This window comes from Synechococcus sp. FACHB-909 (genome assembly GCF_014698945.1).
In the GTDB taxonomy this organism is placed as follows: Bacteria; Cyanobacteriota; Cyanobacteriia; order PCC-6307; family Cyanobiaceae; genus Cyanobium.
In genome coordinates, this window is record NZ_JACJTY010000001.1 from 410,012 (window position 1) to 425,396 (window position 15,385).

Sequence of the window (15,385 nt, forward strand, 5' to 3'; positions counted from 1 at the left end):
TCAGGCCACGGGCTGCATCAGGCCACCGCCGGGGGAGGAGTCGTCGTCGTCGTTGTTGCCGGCGGACGACTGGAGCAGGGCGAAGAAGCCGAGGCCGAGCACCCCCAGGAAGGCCGGCAGCATCAGGGGATTCTGGGTGGCGCCCGCGACCTCGATCAGCTCACCCATGTCGGCGCGTAACGAAAGATGACGCCAGCTTAACGGACATTCTCATCGGCTGGGCGCCTCAGTCGAAGACATGGCCGTGCTCGTAGCGCTCGGCGTGGCCGGCGGCCTCGGTGAGGGCCGCCACGTTCTCGCGGGTGAAGAAGCCGTCGTAGCCGAGGCAGCGCTCCACGTACTCGGTGATCAGCAGGGAATAGGCCGAGCTGCGCGAGAAGATCTGGCGCAGGTTGGGCTGGTCGCCGCATTCCCCCACCATGTCGGCGAGGAAGGGGATGCCCAGCTCGCGCAGGGTGCGCACCACCACGTCCACGTTCTTTTCCCCGTTGCTGTCGCCATCGACAACCTCATAGGCGATGTGATGCATGCGCCGGCCGAAATTTCGGACGAAGTCCTCGGTGGGCATGGGCAGGTTGGCCAGGGAGTTGAGATAGGAGGGGGTGTTGTTGGCGGTGAAGACGCGGGCGGGGGAGAGTTTGTCGTCCGCCAGCGTCGGATGGCGGGTGACGTTGGTGGAGGAATTCATCTCGGCGATGTCGTAGGAACCCCAGTAGTAGTAGGGAACCATCGTCAGATACTCGAGGATGGCATCCTCCCGCTCGCCGGCCAGCACCCGCGTGGCCAGGTGGTCGATGCCCAGGATCTTGCCCTCCAGCCCGTGTTCCCGGTGGCGGCGGGCGGCTTCGGTGAGGGGCTCGAGGGCCTCGTCATCGAGCAGCACCCGATCGCCCAGATCCAGGGCCGCCAGGCCATCGAGGGGCCGGTCCACATAGCCGACCCGGTTGTAGGTGTAGTCGGAGAGGAAGGTGAAGCAGAGATGCTTCGAGGCATAGAAGGGGTTGACGGTCTCCCCCGGATAGGCGAAGCGGATGTTCTGGGGTTCGAGGATGGCGCGCAGATCGTGGCAGGAGGACACCTGGAAGATCTCACCGATGTAGCGGGCGTTGGGCTTGTCGATCGAGAGGGGATACATCGCATTCCAGCGCGTGACCTCATCCTCGAAGTCGTCAAACAGCGGCTCCAGCACGATCAGCCGCGGCAAGGCCTCACCCCCCTTGAGCAGGTAAATGCGGTGGGTGGCGTTGATCCAGCACTCCTGGTAGCGATAGGGGGTGGTGAGGGTGAGTTCCGCGAGGTAGGGCAGGCCGTTGCCGTGGTCCACCTGGATCACGACGGCCGCCATCGGCCCCACCACCTGCTCCAGCCCCGACGCGGCCCGCCGGACGTAGACGCGGGGCAGATAGTCCTCGAAGAAAGCGGTGTTGCGCTTGTCGCCCCTGGGCCGGTAGCTGGCGAGATCGATCATCGGCGGGGATGGGTGCCCGGGGCACCAATGGTGCCGTTACTGCCCCTGAATTCAAGGATCCCCCGCCGTCAACACGAAGGCCACCACGCACCCCGGCCAGGCGATTGGGTTCGGCCTAATCTCAGCCAGGGCAGCACCAGTAACTGACGTCCCTGCTCCCCTCCGATCGGTGGTGACCTCGAAGATTCCCGTCCTGATCTGCATCGATGTGGAACCGGATGCGTTCTTCGTCTCGCGTCAGGACCCCGAGCCATGGAAGGGCTACGAGCTCACCCATGCCTACATCCGGGAATGGCGATCGGCCCTGCAACAGCTCACCGGCGACGCCGTGCATGTCAACTGGTTCATCCGGATGGATCCCCAGGTGGCCCTGGCCCATGGCCGTGCCTCTTGGGCCGTGGAGCACTACCCGAAGTTGTTCCAGGAGGCCATCGAGGCCGGCGATGAGCTGGGCGCCCATGTCCACACCTATCGCTGGTGTGAGAACTCCGGCGACTGGCTGGATGACCACGGCCATGACGACTGGGTGGCCGAATGTCTGGACACCGCCGTTGAGGGCTACCGCGCCAGTTTCGGGACACCCTGCCGTTCGCTGCGCTTCGGCAATTACTGGTCGGGAACGGAGGCCATCAACCGGGCCGAAGCCCTGGGGTTCCGCTTCGATCTGACCATCGAGCCCGGCCTGCCCCCGAATGCCCTGGACTCGCGCAAACCGCCCCATTCGGGCGACCTGCCGGACTACTACCGGGTGCCCCGCGAGCCCTATGCCCCATCCCGCAGCGACTTTCGCCGCAGGGCCAGAGCCGGCGAGCGTGACATCACGCTTCTGCCCCTCACCTCCTCCCACCTCCGCTACGGCTGGGGCCCGAGAAGCCTGGGGCAGAGATTCAGGCGCCTGCGCCACAACGGTTTGCAGCACCGGCGGCAGGACACCCCCCTTTCCATGTGGCGGGACTGGAGACCTCCCAACGATTTCAGCCGGATGCTCGACCGGGCGATCACCCAGCAACGCCGGCCCTATCTGGCCTTCGCCATCCACTCCAACGCGCCCGTCGAGCCTGATTCGCTGCCGAGAATCGAGCGCTGCCTGCAGGCTCTGACGTCCCACCCGGAGCGCTCTAGGTTCGTGTTCTGCACCCCCGCCGAAGCCATGGCGACCCTGCAGGGGAACGCCTCAGGAAACGCATCAGGCGGCCCATCCCGCTGAGGGCGATCGGAACCCCCCGGTGGCGGAGCAGCTGCCACCAGGCACGTGGCTGCCAGGGTTCGGCCAGCAGATAGCCGGTCAGGACGGCCGTCGGGTAGGCACTCTCCGGGTGGAAGGGCACCAGCCGTCCCAGATGCCGGATGGTGTGGGGCTGGCCCCTGTGGAGCGTCCGCACCAAGGGCGCCACTGCCAGGCGTCGCCGGAGGTGAGGGTCGGGCGCATGTACCAGCTCAGGGTGCCGATGACGAGATCGGCAAGGGTGGCCGATCCAGGGCTTTCCGATCGGGTCAGCTCGGCTTCGAGCTGCGTCAGGGCGGAGCGCATCAGCACCGGATCAGCCCGTTCCAGTGCTTCGATCACCTCCGCCATGGGCTCAAGGATGCGGCACTGCCGCAGGCGCCGCTCCGCTTCCGCCGGATGGCTGAGGCCCCGCTCGCGGGCGAGGGCCTCGCAGCTTGTGCGGATGTTGAGGAAGTACTCGTGGGCCCGCTCCAGGCGCCAGCGGGTGCTGGTGGCCTCCCGGTGCTGCACGCGATAGGCGGCGGTGGCACTGGCATTCCGCACCATCGGGGCGAGGGAGGCCAGCTGGAACCAGGCCTGCACATCACTGCTCCAGGCGTTCCGGGCCGGCCAGCCGCCGATGGCCTCGAGGACGCTGCGCCGGATCAGCACGAAAGAGGGGGTGTCGATCCGGTGGAAGGGAAAGCTGTCCCAGGGGTCGAAGCGTTCCGGGCCCAGAAAGGGTGTCGGAAAGTGCAGCTCCCGCTCGTCTTCGTAGGTGAGGGTGCGGGACACCGCCGCGCAGGCCGCCGGATCGTCGCGCAGCAGCGTGCTGAGCAGCTCGAGGTGGCGGGGATGCCAGAGGTCGTCCTGGTCCAGAAAGGTGACCAGGGCCGCCGTGCTGCGCTCAAAGCCGAACTGCCGGGTCTGGTGGGTGCCCTTGCCGGGATGGCGGTGCAGGGCCACCTCGGGAAAGGAGCGGACGATGGCGATCGAATCGTCGCTGGAGCCGTCGTCGACGACGATGATCTCCCGGGCGGGCAGGGTCTGGGCCAGCACCGACGCCAGCGTCTGGCGGATCCAGGCCGCCCCGTTGAACAGCGGGATGATGACGGCGATGTCGGCCGCGGTGGCGACGGGGTCGCTCAAACCACCAGCACCGCCGCGTTCGTCGCCGCCTGCTCCTCGGCCCGTTGCTCCGGGGTGAGCCCGTCGGCCTCGGGGATCTGGCCGGCCATGGCGGAGAGCCACGCCATCAGCTGCTCCACCTGCTGGGCGGGGGACAGGGCCCCCAGGCCCCGGGCCAGCACCTTGGCGGTGCTGCCGGTGCCGCCCTGGTAGACCAGCCGGCCGTGCAGGTGCTGGGGCAGGGCCTGGCGCAGGCGGCGGAAGGCGGGTTCCTCCATCGGCGTTTCCAGGGCGATGTTGGGCTTCTCCGGCTTGATGCGCGAGAAGCCGCAGCGGCGGGCCAGCAGTTTCAGTTCCATCAGCTGCAGCAGGCTCTGCACCGGCGCCGGAATCGGGCCGTAGCGGTCGGCCCAGCCGGCGGCCAGCTCCACCAGGGCCGCCTTGCCGCCACATTCGGCGGCGGCCCGGTAGGCGGCCATCTTCTCGTCGGCCTCGGTGATCCAGTCGGCCGGGATGAAGGCCGTCACCGGCAGGTCGATCTGGGTCTCGTCCACCGCCGGGATGTCCTGGCCCTGGATCTCGGCCAGGCAGTCCTGCAGCATCTCCATGTAGAGGTCGAAACCGATCGCCTCCATCTGGCCGCTCTGCTCCACCCCCAGCAGGTTGCCCACGCCGCGGATCTCCATGTCGCGCATGGCCAGCTGGTAGCCGGAGCCCAGCTGGGCGAACTCCTGGATCGCCCGCAGCCGCTGGCGGGCCGCCTCACTGAGGGAGGCATCGCCGGGATAGAAGAGCCAGGCGTGGGCCTGGATGCCGCTGCGGCCCACCCGGCCCCGCAGCTGGTACAGCTGGGCCAGGCCGAACTTGTGGGCGTCCTCCACCAGGATCGTGTTCACCCTGGGGATATCCAGGCCGCTCTCGATGATCGTGGTGCAGAGCATCACGTCGGCCTCGCCGGCGTTGAAGGCCACCATGGCGCTCTCCAGCTCCCCCTCCGGCATCTGGCCGTGGGCCACCTGCAGCCGCAGCCCCGGCAGCATCGCCCGCAGCTGACCCGCCACCTCCTCGATGCCCTCCACCCGCGGCACCACGTAGAACACCTGGCCGCCGCGGTCGAGTTCCTGGCGGATGGCGCTGCGCACCGCCTCCTCATCGAGGCTGGCCAGGTGGGTCTTGATCGGTCGCCGCAGCGGCGGCGGCGTGGTGATCAGGCTCATCTCCCGCACCCCCGAGAGGCTCATGTAGAGGGTGCGCGGGATCGGCGTGGCGGACAGGGTCAGCACGTCCACGTCCTTGCGCAGCGCCTTGATCTTCTCCTTCTGGTTCACACCGAAGCGCTGCTCCTCATCCACCACCAGCAGACCCAGCTGGCGGAAGGCCGTGCCCTTGCCCAGCAGCTGGTGGGTGCCCACCACCACGTCGGTGTTGCCCTTGGCCAGATCGTCCAGGATCGTCTTGCGCTCGGCGGCGGTGCGGAAGCGGTTGAGCAGGGCCACCTTGAGCGGATAGGGGGCGAAGCGCTCGCTCAGGGTGCGCCAGTGCTGCTGGGCCAGCACGGTGGTGGGGGCCAGCAGGGCGCACTGCTTGCCGGCGGTGACCGCCTTGAAGATGGCCCGGATCGCCACTTCCGTCTTGCCGAAGCCCACATCGCCGCACACCAGCCGGTCCATCGGCTGGTCCCGCTCCATGTCGCGCTTCACCTCGACGATCGCCTTGAGCTGGTCGGGGGTGGGGTCGTAGGGGAAGGAATCCTCCAGTTCGCCCTGCCAGGGGCCGTCGGGGGGGAAGGCGAAGCCCGGCGCCTGGTGGCGCTCGGCGTAGAGCTTCACCAGATCCATCGCCACCTTGGCCACCGCCTTGCGGGCCCGCTCCTTGGCCTTGGTCCAGGCCGTGCCGCCCATGCGGTTGAGCTCCGGCGGGCTGTCGCTGCTGGCTCGGTAGCGGCCGAGGCTGCCCAGCTGGTCGGCGGCCACCCGCAGCAGGCCGTCGGCGTACTGCACCACCAGGTAGTCGCGGGCCTCGCCGCCGATGGCCAGCTTCTCCAGCTTCAGGAAGCGGCCGATGCCGTGGTTGCGGTGCACCACGAAGTCGCCGGGGAGCATCTTGTTGGGATCCACCGTGCGGCTGGCCGCCTTGCGGCGCCGGCGCACGTAGCCGCCGCTAGCCAGGCTGTGCTGGCCGAAGATTTCCCGGTCGGTGAACAGCACCAGCTTCCAGGCCGGCAGCTGGAACCCCTCCAGCTCAGCCGTGCCGCGCAGCTTGAGCGCCACCGGGGTGGCCTGCTCCACCAGCCGTTCGATGGCCGGGAAGTCGCGGGCGTTGGGCACGAAGCGGGTGACGCAGTCGTGCTCCTCCAGCAACGCCACGGCCCGCGACGGCTGGGCGGAGACGATCCAGGGCCGGGCCTTGTCCCGCAGGTGTCCCTTGATCTGCTCCGCCAGGCGCCCGAACTGGTTGGGGTGGGCCGGCACTGGCCGGCTGGAAAGGTCGAGATCGTTCGGGTGGCGGTCGCTTTCGTGCAGCTCCGCCAGATCGAAGCCGGTGAAGGCCTCCGCCTCCGCCAGGGCCGCTGCGATCGGCCGGTGCAGCAGGCCGGGCAGGGGCGGCTCAGCTTCGGCGGCCTTCACCACCTCGCCGTGGTGCTCGGCGGCATGGTCAAACCACTGCTGGCCGTGGGCCAGGCACTGGCGCCGTTCATCGACCGCCACCAGCGTGCCGGCAGGCAGGTAATCGAGCAGGGAGGCCGGTCTCTCCCAGGCCAGGCCCATCAGCCGCCGCATTCCCTCCGGCGTGCCGCCCTCCAGCAGCTGGTCGAGGGCGGCGGGCTCCAGCAGCCGCTCCAGCCCGTCCGGCATCCGCTCCCGCAGGGCCTCGGCGACCAGCGGCGCGTAGCTGGTGGGAGTGAAGCGCACCCGCTCGATCACATCGAGGGAACGCTGGGTGGCAGGGTCGAACTCCCGCAGCTTTTCGAGGTCTTCACCGAAGAGCTCCAGCCGCACCGGCAGCTCGGCGCTGACCGGAAACACATCGACGATGTCGCCGCGGCGGCTCCAGGTGCCCTCCTGCTCGATCGTGGGCACCTTCTCGTAGCCCAGTCCGGCCAGGGTGTGGGCCAGCTGCTCCAGATCCAGCCGGTCGCCCCGGCGCAGGGTGAGGCAGCGGGCCGCCAGCTGCGGCGGCGGCGGCAGGTGGGGCTGCAGGGCCCGCTCGGTGGCCACCACGGCGAAGCGGCCGGCGCCGGCACCCGAAGCCCCGTCCCCGTCGCCCACCAGCTCGGCCAGCACCTGCAGCTGGCCCCAGGTGATCTCGCTGGTGGGGTCGAAGGGCTCGTAGGGGGAACCCTCGCTGGTGGGATAGAGCTGGCACAGGGGCCAGCCCATCAGCTCCAGCAGGGAGGCCCAGCGGCCCGCCTCCTCCAGGGTCGGCACGATCACCAGCAGGGGGGCCTCGCCGCAGCCCGCCAGGGCGCTGGCCACCAAGGCCCGGGCCGCCCGGCCCGCCCCGCTCAGCCGCAGGCGCTCGGGCCGCCCGCAGCGTGCCCTCACCTCGGCGGTGAGCGGCGCGGCCTGCAGCTGGCGCACGAGGGCGTGGAGGGGCATCGCAACGGGGGGATCGAACCGGTGGCGATCCTCGCAACCACCGCACGCCGCCGCGACATCCCGGCCTCTTTGCCGTCATGCTGGAGGCCGGTCTGACGAGCGATGGCCCGCTTCCGTTGTCCCACCTGCCGCGGTCGTCCCCTGCGGCTGCAGCAAGCCTTCACGGGCCTTCCCCGCTGCGGGCGCTGTGGGGACCTGCTCGAGCCCAAACCCCGCCATGGCCGTGCCTGGGGCCTGGCCGTCGGGGTGACCGCGCTGGTGCTGGGGGGGGCCGCCTTCTCGGGCCTGCTGGAGCAGGTGGGCAGCCTGCCCCAGCAGGCCCCCGAAGTCACCACCCGGCTGCTGGAGCGCTTCGATCCCGCCCCCGATCCGCAGCTGCGGCCGATGGCGCTGGTCGAGGGGGGCCTGCTCGAGAACCTCAAGGAGGCCGACCGCCAATGGATTCCCACCGCCGAACCCCTGGCCGGCGGTGGCATCCGCTTCCTCTACCGCCGCCGGGCCGGCGAACCCGAGCTCTCGGTGGATGAGCTGCAGGCCCTGATCGACTCCCCACCGGACCACGGCGAGAAGCGCCAGGCCATCGCCGAACTGCTCGGCGTCCTGGAGGAGGCCGGTGTGCAGGTGCATCTGTCGGCACCGAAAAAGACGGGGGCCGCCGGGGAATGGGACCACGCCAGCCGCACCCTGAGGATCAAGCCCGCGGTGGTGGACAAGGGCACCGTGGATTTCGCCCAGGTGCTCAACCACGAGGCGATCCACGTGGCCCAGAGCTGTGCGGCGGGCGGCCTCCGCTCCGTCCCCAGGACCCTGGGGCTGAGCCAGGAGGTGCCGCCGGAACTGAAGCTCCACCTCGACGATCCCCTCTATGCCGGGGCCTCCGACTGGGAGAAGGCCCTGGAGCGCGAGGCCTACGCCAACCAGCGCCAGCTGGAGCTGGGCGCCAGCCTGATCCGCACCCATTGCCGCATTCGCGCCACGGGCTAGGGAGCTGGCGGCGGGGCCGGAGCGATCAGCCGGAGATGTGGGCGATCAGATCGAGGCACTTGCTGGAGTAACCCCACTCGTTGTCGTACCAGGCCACCACCTTCACGAACGTGTCGGTGAGGGCGATGCCGGCGGAGGCATCGAAGATCGAGGTGCAGGTTTCGCCGAGGAAATCGGTCGAGACGACGGCGTCCTCCGTGTAGCCGAGGATCCCGGCCATCGGACCGGCGGCGGCCTCCCGCATGGCGGCCTTGATGGCGTCATAGCTGGCTCCCCGCTCCAGGTTCACCGTCAGGTCCACCACCGACACGTTGGGGGTGGGCACCCGGAAGGCCATGCCGGTGAGCTTGCCGCTGAGGGCCGGGATCACCTTGCCCACCGCCTTGGCCGCGCCGGTGGAGGAGGGGATGATGTTCTGGCCGGCCCCACGGCCGCCGCGCCAGTCCTTGACCGACGGCCCGTCGACCGTCTTCTGGGTGGCGGTGGTGGCGTGGACGGTGGTCATCAGGCCATCGCGGATGCCGAAGCTGTCATGCAGCACCTTGGCCATCGGCGCCAGACAGTTGGTGGTGCAGGAGGCGTTGGAGACGATGTCCTGGCCCGCATAGGTGGTGTGGTTCACCCCCATCACGAACATCGGCGTGTCGTCCTTGGAGGGGGCCGACATCACCACCTTGGACGCCCCCGCCGTGATGTGGGCACGGGCCCGCTCGTCACTCAGGAACAGGCCGGTGGACTCCAGCACCACATCGGCACCGACATCGCCCCAGCGCAGGGCTGCGGGATCGCGCTCCGAACTGATGCGGATGCGGCGTCCGTTCACCACCAGGGCGCCATCGTCGATGGCCACCTCACCGACGAAGCGGCCATGGGTGGAGTCGTAGCGGAGCATGTAGGCGATGTAATCGACATCAATCAGGTCGTTGATGCCCACCACCTCGATGTCATCGCGCCCGCAGGCGATGCGGAAGACGAGGCGGCCGATGCGTCCGAACCCGTTGATGCCGATCCTGATGGTCACCCGTGGATCTCCCAAGGCAATACAGGGGATTCAGCGTCGCACGCAGCCAGCGGCCATCGGCGCAGCCGTCCCGGCCATTGTCGCCAGATGAAACGGGTTCGCCTGCCGCAACCGACGCCGCAGCCGCCGGCTCCAGCCGAACGCCACGGCGCCGCCAAGCAGCGGCAGGGGGCCCGGCACGGGAACGCTGCGCAGCGCGGTGGGGTTGAAGGGCCTGCCATTGATCACGGCGTTGACACGATTGGCGCCGGTCGTCGATCCGAACCTGAGGGCGGATCGGTTGTTGATGACGATCAGGGAGCCGGTGATGCTCGAAGGATTTCCATTGCCGGAGCGATTCAGGGTCGCCGTGCCACCGCCGGTGAGCAGGAAGGTGCCGAAGACATCGGAGCCCGTCAGGGCGAGGTTGGAGCCGGGACGGGCGAAGTTGAAGATGATCTTCGAGGGATCCACATTCCCCTGCAGCGTCCAGTCCTGGTTGGTGGTGAGGCTGGTGGGCATGTTGAAGACGAAGTACTCACGGCCCGAGCCGACGAAATTGAGATCGACGTTTCTGCCGACGGTCGTGACGTTGTAGTAGTTGATCCCCCCCGTGGTGGGCAGCGATCCAGTGAGGGTGAGACTGCCGGACAGGTTGACCGCATCGTTGTAGCGGCAGGAGCTCAGCGCCACCGTGCAGTTCGAGGCGTTGATGCCGCCGATGTAGCTGGCCACGGCCAGGGCATCCGCCTCGGCCTGAACGGTCCAGGCATTGCTGACCACCGTGGTGCCGGGGCCGTTGGTGACGGTGGCGGACTGGGATCGGAAGATCCGGGTGGCGGCGATCGATCCGGCATTGATTCGTGCATTACCGCCCACCAGCGCATGGCCGTTGCCCGGCTGGGCTGGGGACGGCGGGGTGACGCTGCAGCTCGCCGGGACCGAGACCGTCGCGCCGCCGTTGAGCTGGTTGGGGGAACCGGTGCTGGTGCCGAGGCTGGAGGCGACGTTGCTGGCGGTGATGTTCACCAGACCGAAGCCGGCGGCACACCCCAGGTTGAAGCCCTCCGCCTGGGCCCCATTGGCCCGGGCGGGCCGTTCGTGGCCGAGGGCCAGCGCCAGAGCGACCCCGAGGCCCCAGATCAGCGCCTGGCGGCCCCCCATGGCCCGGGTCCGAAGCAGAGGCGGCTCGCTGGCGGGAGAGGTTCGCTGGCGAACTGACGTCATCAACCTGGCTGACCTGGGTCTGCTGATTTCATGCAGGTGAGAATCATTCAGGCGAGAAGAAGGCATGCTTCCTTCTTTTTCAGGCGGTACTCTGCAGACATCAAGCCAATGGATGTTCGACGGGAATCTAACACCGCCCCCAAGAAGATGTCGGCATTCGCTCAGCAGCATCTCTCGGAGATCTGCGATACCCAGGGCCAGAGACTGACCAGAGATCCACAGCAGGATTTCACCACAGAGGCCTCGACCACCGCCACAATGTCGGCCATTGGCCTGCACAGGGTCCTACCCCTCCCGATGTCACTGAACGATCCGGATCAGCACCCGCACCGCCAGACCGTCACCGATGTCCTGTCCCTGATCTCCCTGGCCCTTTTCGTCACCTACGTCGTGACGCTGCTGAACGCGATTCCCCCCATGGCGGTCGGGCAACCGGCCTGGCTCGCGAACCTGATCAGTGCCCTGTTGGATGGCGCCCCCCTGGCCCTGGTGGGGCTGGGGCTGGTCCATCTGCTTGCCTATCTCGAGCCCGACCACCTCCGTCTCCAGGCCCGTCGCCGGGCGCTGGCCCGCTGGGCGACCGGAGCGGTGATCGGATTCCTGCTGCTGATTCCCCTTCAGGCCGTCTCCGCCGTCCAGGGCTACGGCCTGGTGGCCCGCAGCCAGAGCAGCGCCATGGCGGTGGCAACCGAACGCGCCGGGGAGTTCCAGCGCGCCATCGGAGCCGCCACGTCGGTGGAGGATCTGCAGCAGAGGATCGCGGTCCTGCAGGGCCCCGGGCTGCGGCTGGGCGACAGTCCCCAGTCCCTGCCTGACCTGAAGCGGACCCTGAACGAACGGCTGCGGGAGTCCCTGAGAAGCTCGCGGGACGTCATCCATTCCCCCTGGAGGCCCGAGCTCTGGGCGATCGTCCAGCGGACCCTCCGGGTGCTGCTCCTGGCCCTGGTGTACGCCCTGGCCTTCGCGGCCGGCAGCCAGCGGCGGGGCCGCGAGGCGTCCCTGCTCCGGGAGCTCCTGGCCCGCTGGAATCACCTGCGGGCCAGGGGCCTGCGGCGGCGCCTGGAGGCCCGATCCACCGCGCCGCGAGCACTTCCCGCCGATATGGCCTATTTCCACGAATTGAGTGTGGCGAGGGAGCCCCAGGGCAGCGGCCCGCTCCCCTGACCGGGATCAGCCCTCCAGACCCGGAGCTGCAGGCCCGCCGTCGGCGGCCAGCAGGGTTTCCTCCTCCAGCAGCATGTTGAAGCGCAGCAGGTCGGCGTCCTTCAGCTGCTGGCGGCTGCTGACACCCAGGTGCTTCTCGAGGAAGCTGCGGCCCATGCTGCCGTCCCAGCCCAGCTGCTGCAGGAGCAGGTTGCACTGCTCGAGCAGGTCGGCCCGACGCAGCGGCACCGACGCCGTGGCGGGATCGCAGCCGGGCTCGAGGGTCTCGATCGCCTGCAGATAGGCGATCAGATCGGCGTAGACGGTGATGCGATCGCGGCTGGGGTGACCGAAGCAGCGCTGCAGATAGGCCGCCTCCCGCTCCCGGTCCCAGCCGAGGCGGCGCAGCTGCAGATCCAGGTGGGTGAGTTCGGCACTCCAGTCCTCGGGGTCCTCGACGGGACTCGGGGGCGCTGGGGGCGCGGGTGTGGCCGGAAGGGGTGCAGGCTCCGGTGGCGCAGAAGCCGCGGCGGGCGATGGCGGCACTGGGGGCGGCGCAGCTGGGGGCGGCGCTTGGGGCGGCGCGGGCAGCCCAGGCTCGGAGGCGGCCACCGTTCGGGTCGGAAGGGGAGCCGGACAGTCCTTCACCGGGGCAGGGGTCGGGGAGGCGGAGACCCGCTCCGGCAGAGAAGGCGCCCGCTCCGGAGCTGCGGCGGCCGGCCCGGGATCCTGGAGGCGGGCCAGGAGCCTGGCCCTGGCACGGTCTTCGGCCTCCTCCGCGTCCCCCGCTTCCCCCAGGGCGCTGCCCAGGAAGCGCTCCCCATCCCGGGCCGAGACCAGCACGACGCGGCGGCCGCCGTCGCAGTGGAGCAGTCGGACCTGAACGTGCATGGGGGCGGGAGGGACCGACGCCCTTTCTAGAGTGCTTCTTTGCAGCCTCCACGGCCGAGCGAACCGCAGGAATGGAAGTGGAATCGGTGGAGAGCCTCACGCCCCTGCTGCAGCCCCTGCTGCAGGAAGCGGACCAGTGGGGTGAGGTGCTGTTGCTGCTGGTCCTGCTGGTGGGGCTGGAGGCGGTGCTCTCCGCCGACAACGCCATCGCCCTGGCCGCCATCTCCCGGCGGCTGCACGATCCGGCGCGGCAACGCATGGCCCTGAACCTCGGCCTGGTGCTGGCCCTGGTCTTCCGGCTGGCCCTGATCGCCCTGGCCAGCCAGGTGCTCGCCTTCTGGCCCCTGCAGCTGCTGGCCTCCGCCTACCTGCTCTGGCTCTGCGGCCGGCATCTGCTGGGCAAGGACGATGGCGCGGACGACGGCGACGGTGCGGGCCAGGGCCCGACGGCAGCCGACCTCACCCACGGCTCCCATCACAACCCGGGCCATCACCACCACGGCGCCACCCTGGGCTCGATCGTGGCCACCCTGGCCCTCACCGATCTGGCCTTCTCCCTCGACAGCGTCTCCGCGGCGGTGGCGGTGACCGACCGGTTGCCGCTGGTGATGGCCGGCGGGGTGATCGGCATCCTCGCCCTGCGGCTCACGGCCGAGCTGTTCCTGCGCTGGCTGGAGATCTTTCCCCACCTGGAAACCGCGGGCTACCTGGCCGTGGGACTGGTGGGGCTGAAGCTGCTGCTGCGCCTGGTGCTGCCGGCCGTGGAGGTGCCGGAATGGGCCCTGTTGCTGGTGGTGGCGGGCCTGTTCGCCTGGGGTTTCTCCCTGCGCTCGGAGCCCTCGACCCTGCCCGAGCAGGGCAGCGGCGACGCCTGAGGCCCGCGGAACGATGCGGATCGAGCTGCGCCAGATCGACTCGGACCGGCTGATCACCACGATCGAGATCGACGACCTCGGCGACGTCCCCCATCCCGGCCGCTGGCTGACCGTCGGCGAGGGCAGCTTCCTGGTGCTGCAGCGCCGCCACCGCTATCGGCTGCGGCAGGGCCGCTACGAGCTGGCGACGGTGGCCCTGCAGGTGAAGCCCCAGCGACAGCCCGCGGATGCCCTCTGGTGGGACGGGCGCTGGGTGATCGGTGACCCCCACTGCCGCTTCAACGCCCGCAGCCCCCTGCTGCGCTGCGCCGTGCTGCCGGAGGGCCCCTGCGAGCGCTGCAGCCACCGCACGCCCCGCTGAGGCGATGGCGCCGCCGGCCGGTCCTAGGCTGATGCCCACTCCGTGTTCGCGCCCGATCACCGCCCCTAATTCCAGGCCCCAGGCCCAGGCCAGCCGGAGCCGACGCAGCGGCAACGGCTCCTCCCCCACCCCCGCGCCGGTCGCTGCCCCTGGGGCCGCCCCGCTCGCTGCTTCCATGGCCGCCGATCCCCTCACCCCCAGCCACACCGCCACCGGGCTCAACCCACCGGTGGCCGGACTGGCGACGGATTTTGCCGTGCTGGGCCTCTCGGAGCCGATCCTCAAGGCCGTGGCCGCCAAGGGCTACAGCAGCCCCTCGCCGATCCAGCTGCAGTGCATCCCCGCCGTGCTCGCGGGCCACGACGTGATGGCGGCCGCCCAGACGGGTACCGGCAAGACGGCGGGCTTCACCCTGCCGATGCTGGAACGGCTGCGCCACGGTCCCCATGCCCGCTCGGGTGTGGTGCGGGCCCTGGTGCTGACGCCCACCCGCGAGCTGGCGGCCCAGGTGGCGGACAGCGTCACCGCCTACGGCCGCTACCTGGATCTGCGCTCCGACGTCGTCTTCGGCGGCGTGAGCGCCAACCCCCAGATGCAGCGGCTGCGCCGCGGAGCCGACGTGCTGGTGGCCACCCCCGGCCGGCTGATGGACCTGCACCAGCAGAACGCCCTGCGGCTCGACCGGGTCGAGATCCTGGTGCTGGATGAGGCCGACCGGATGCTCGACATGGGCTTCATCCGCGACATCCGCCGGATCCTCTCCCTGCTGCCGGCGAAGCGCCAGAACCTGCTCTTCTCGGCCACCTTCTCCACCGAGATCCGGCGGCTGGCCACCGGCCTGCTGCACAACCCCGTGCAGCTCCAGGCCACCCCCGAGAACCAGGCCGCGCCCCTGGTGGAGCAGGTGATCCATCCCTGCGACATGGATCGCAAGGGGGATCTGCTCAGCCATCTGATCCGCAGCAACGACTGGCGTCAGGTGCTGGTGTTCTCCCGCACCAAGCACGGCGCCAACCGGCTGGCGGAGCGTCTCGAGAAGGAGGGCCTCGGGGCGGCGGCGATCCACGGCAACAAGAGCCAGGGGGCCCGCACCCGGGCCCTGGCGGAGTTCAAGAGCGGCGAGGTGCGGGTGCTGGTGGCCACCGACATCGCCGCCCGCGGCATCGACATCCACCAGCTGCCCCATGTGGTCAACCTCGACCTGCCCAACGTGGCCGAGGACTATGTGCACCGCATCGGCCGCACCGGCCGGGCGGGCCAGAACGGCCATGCCATTTCCCTGGTGGCGGCCGAAGAGCATGAGCTGCTGCGGGCCATCGAACGCCTGGTCGGCTCCCCCCTGCCCCGCCAGGAGGTGGCGGGCTTCGAGCCCACCGTGCTGTCCGCGCCGCCCCTGGATCTCAGTGGTGGCCGGGGACGCCGCAGCCAGGGCCCCCGCCACGGGCAGGGACAGGGTCACGAGCGCGGCCGGCGCCGCACCGGTTCCCGCTGAGCCAGGGCCC

At 69.8% G+C, this 15,385-nt stretch carries 13 protein-coding genes; 6 read left to right on the plus strand and 7 right to left on the minus strand.

Annotation, left to right across the window (positions count from 1 at the left end; all coding sequences use genetic code 11):
• Both H6G99_RS02005 and H6G99_RS02010 read right to left on the minus strand, forming a co-directional pair.
• The gene (locus H6G99_RS02005) at positions 1-168 is read right to left on the minus strand and encodes a hypothetical protein (protein ID WP_190609555.1); all 168 of its coding nucleotides are present in this window, start codon (positions 166-168) and stop codon (positions 1-3) included.
• 58 nt (positions 169-226) lie between these two features.
• A complete protein-coding gene (locus H6G99_RS02010; protein ID WP_190609556.1) occupies positions 227-1,468 on the minus strand; it encodes a hypothetical protein in 1,242 nt (413 codons plus the stop codon).
• 172 nt (positions 1,469-1,640) lie between these two features.
• On the opposite strand from H6G99_RS02010, the gene H6G99_RS02015 reads away from it, so the two are divergent.
• Positions 1,641-2,675, plus strand: a complete 1,035-nt coding sequence (locus tag H6G99_RS02015) for a polysaccharide deacetylase family protein (RefSeq protein WP_190609557.1) — start codon at positions 1,641-1,643, stop codon at positions 2,673-2,675.
• Between the two features lie 78 nt (positions 2,676-2,753).
• Here H6G99_RS02015 and H6G99_RS02020 read toward each other — a convergent pair whose 3' ends face one another.
• A complete protein-coding gene (locus H6G99_RS02020) occupies positions 2,754-3,824 on the minus strand; it encodes a glycosyltransferase family 2 protein (RefSeq protein WP_190609558.1) in 1,071 nt (356 codons plus the stop codon).
• Positions 3,821-7,402: a transcription-repair coupling factor gene (gene mfd, locus H6G99_RS02025; RefSeq protein ID WP_094584696.1), complete on the minus strand. Its 3,582-nt coding sequence runs from the start codon at positions 7,400-7,402 to the stop codon at positions 3,821-3,823. Before mfd ends, H6G99_RS02020 begins: the two co-directional genes overlap by 4 nt.
• Before the next feature lie 102 nt (positions 7,403-7,504).
• Here mfd and H6G99_RS02030 point away from each other — a divergent pair, with 102 nt between their 5' ends.
• The gene (locus tag H6G99_RS02030) at positions 7,505-8,386 is read left to right on the plus strand and encodes a hypothetical protein (RefSeq protein WP_094584697.1); all 882 of its coding nucleotides are present in this window, start codon (positions 7,505-7,507) and stop codon (positions 8,384-8,386) included.
• Positions 8,387-8,411: 25 nt separating this feature from the next.
• On the opposite strand, the gene gap is transcribed toward H6G99_RS02030, so the two are convergent.
• Both gap and H6G99_RS02040 read right to left on the minus strand, forming a co-directional pair.
• Positions 8,412-9,407: a type I glyceraldehyde-3-phosphate dehydrogenase gene (gene gap, locus H6G99_RS02035; RefSeq protein ID WP_094584698.1), complete on the minus strand. Its 996-nt coding sequence runs from the start codon at positions 9,405-9,407 to the stop codon at positions 8,412-8,414.
• 30 nt (positions 9,408-9,437) lie between these two features.
• On the minus strand, positions 9,438-10,550 hold the full coding sequence (locus H6G99_RS02040) for a hypothetical protein (protein WP_190609559.1): 1,113 nt from the start codon (positions 10,548-10,550) through the stop codon (positions 9,438-9,440).
• 360 nt (positions 10,551-10,910) lie between these two features.
• On the opposite strand from H6G99_RS02040, the gene H6G99_RS02045 reads away from it, so the two are divergent.
• A complete protein-coding gene (locus H6G99_RS02045; protein ID WP_190609560.1) occupies positions 10,911-11,777 on the plus strand; it encodes a hypothetical protein in 867 nt (288 codons plus the stop codon).
• A 6-nt stretch (positions 11,778-11,783) separates the two neighbouring features.
• Here the strand turns inward: H6G99_RS02045 and H6G99_RS02050 are convergent, their stop codons facing one another.
• Positions 11,784-12,647 (minus strand): hypothetical protein, encoded by an 864-nt coding sequence (locus H6G99_RS02050; RefSeq protein WP_190609561.1) that lies wholly within the window; start codon positions 12,645-12,647, stop codon positions 11,784-11,786.
• A gap of 71 nt (positions 12,648-12,718) precedes the next feature.
• On the opposite strand from H6G99_RS02050, the gene H6G99_RS02055 reads away from it, so the two are divergent.
• The 3 genes from H6G99_RS02055 (at position 12,719) to H6G99_RS02065 (ending at position 15,375) form a co-directional block, all read left to right on the plus strand.
• Positions 12,719-13,522, plus strand: coding sequence for a TerC family protein (locus H6G99_RS02055; RefSeq protein ID WP_190609562.1), 804 nt, complete (start codon positions 12,719-12,721; stop codon positions 13,520-13,522).
• A 13-nt stretch (positions 13,523-13,535) separates the two neighbouring features.
• Positions 13,536-13,883 carry a DUF6464 family protein gene (locus H6G99_RS02060; protein ID WP_094584703.1) on the plus strand — a complete coding sequence of 116 codons (348 nt, stop codon included), beginning with the start codon at positions 13,536-13,538 and terminating at the stop codon, positions 13,881-13,883.
• A 175-nt stretch (positions 13,884-14,058) separates the two neighbouring features.
• On the plus strand, positions 14,059-15,375 hold the full coding sequence (locus H6G99_RS02065) for a DEAD/DEAH box helicase (RefSeq protein ID WP_286190961.1): 1,317 nt from the start codon (positions 14,059-14,061) through the stop codon (positions 15,373-15,375).
• Positions 15,376-15,385 lie beyond the last annotated feature (10 nt).

What these genes read in the sequence shown, in the direction of transcription:
- H6G99_RS02040 (WP_190609559.1), bottom strand. Translation starts at nt 10,550, where the DNA reads ATGGGGGGCCGCCAGGCGCTGATCTGGGGCCTCGGGGTCGCTCTGGCG.
- H6G99_RS02010 (WP_190609556.1), bottom strand. Translation starts at nt 1,468, where the DNA reads ATGATCGATCTCGCCAGCTACCGGCCCAGGGGCGACAAGCGCAACACC.
- H6G99_RS02065 (WP_286190961.1), top strand. Translation starts at nt 14,059, where the DNA reads ATGGCCGCCGATCCCCTCACCCCCAGCCACACCGCCACCGGGCTCAAC.
- H6G99_RS02045 (WP_190609560.1), top strand. Translation starts at nt 10,911, where the DNA reads ATGTCACTGAACGATCCGGATCAGCACCCGCACCGCCAGACCGTCACC.
- mfd (WP_094584696.1), bottom strand. Translation starts at nt 7,402, where the DNA reads ATGCCCCTCCACGCCCTCGTGCGCCAGCTGCAGGCCGCGCCGCTCACC.
- H6G99_RS02050 (WP_190609561.1), bottom strand. Translation starts at nt 12,647, where the DNA reads ATGCACGTTCAGGTCCGACTGCTCCACTGCGACGGCGGCCGCCGCGTC.
- H6G99_RS02030 (WP_094584697.1), top strand. Translation starts at nt 7,505, where the DNA reads ATGGCCCGCTTCCGTTGTCCCACCTGCCGCGGTCGTCCCCTGCGGCTG.
- H6G99_RS02005 (WP_190609555.1), bottom strand. Translation starts at nt 168, where the DNA reads ATGGGTGAGCTGATCGAGGTCGCGGGCGCCACCCAGAATCCCCTGATG.
- H6G99_RS02055 (WP_190609562.1), top strand. Translation starts at nt 12,719, where the DNA reads ATGGAAGTGGAATCGGTGGAGAGCCTCACGCCCCTGCTGCAGCCCCTG.
- H6G99_RS02060 (WP_094584703.1), top strand. Translation starts at nt 13,536, where the DNA reads ATGCGGATCGAGCTGCGCCAGATCGACTCGGACCGGCTGATCACCACG.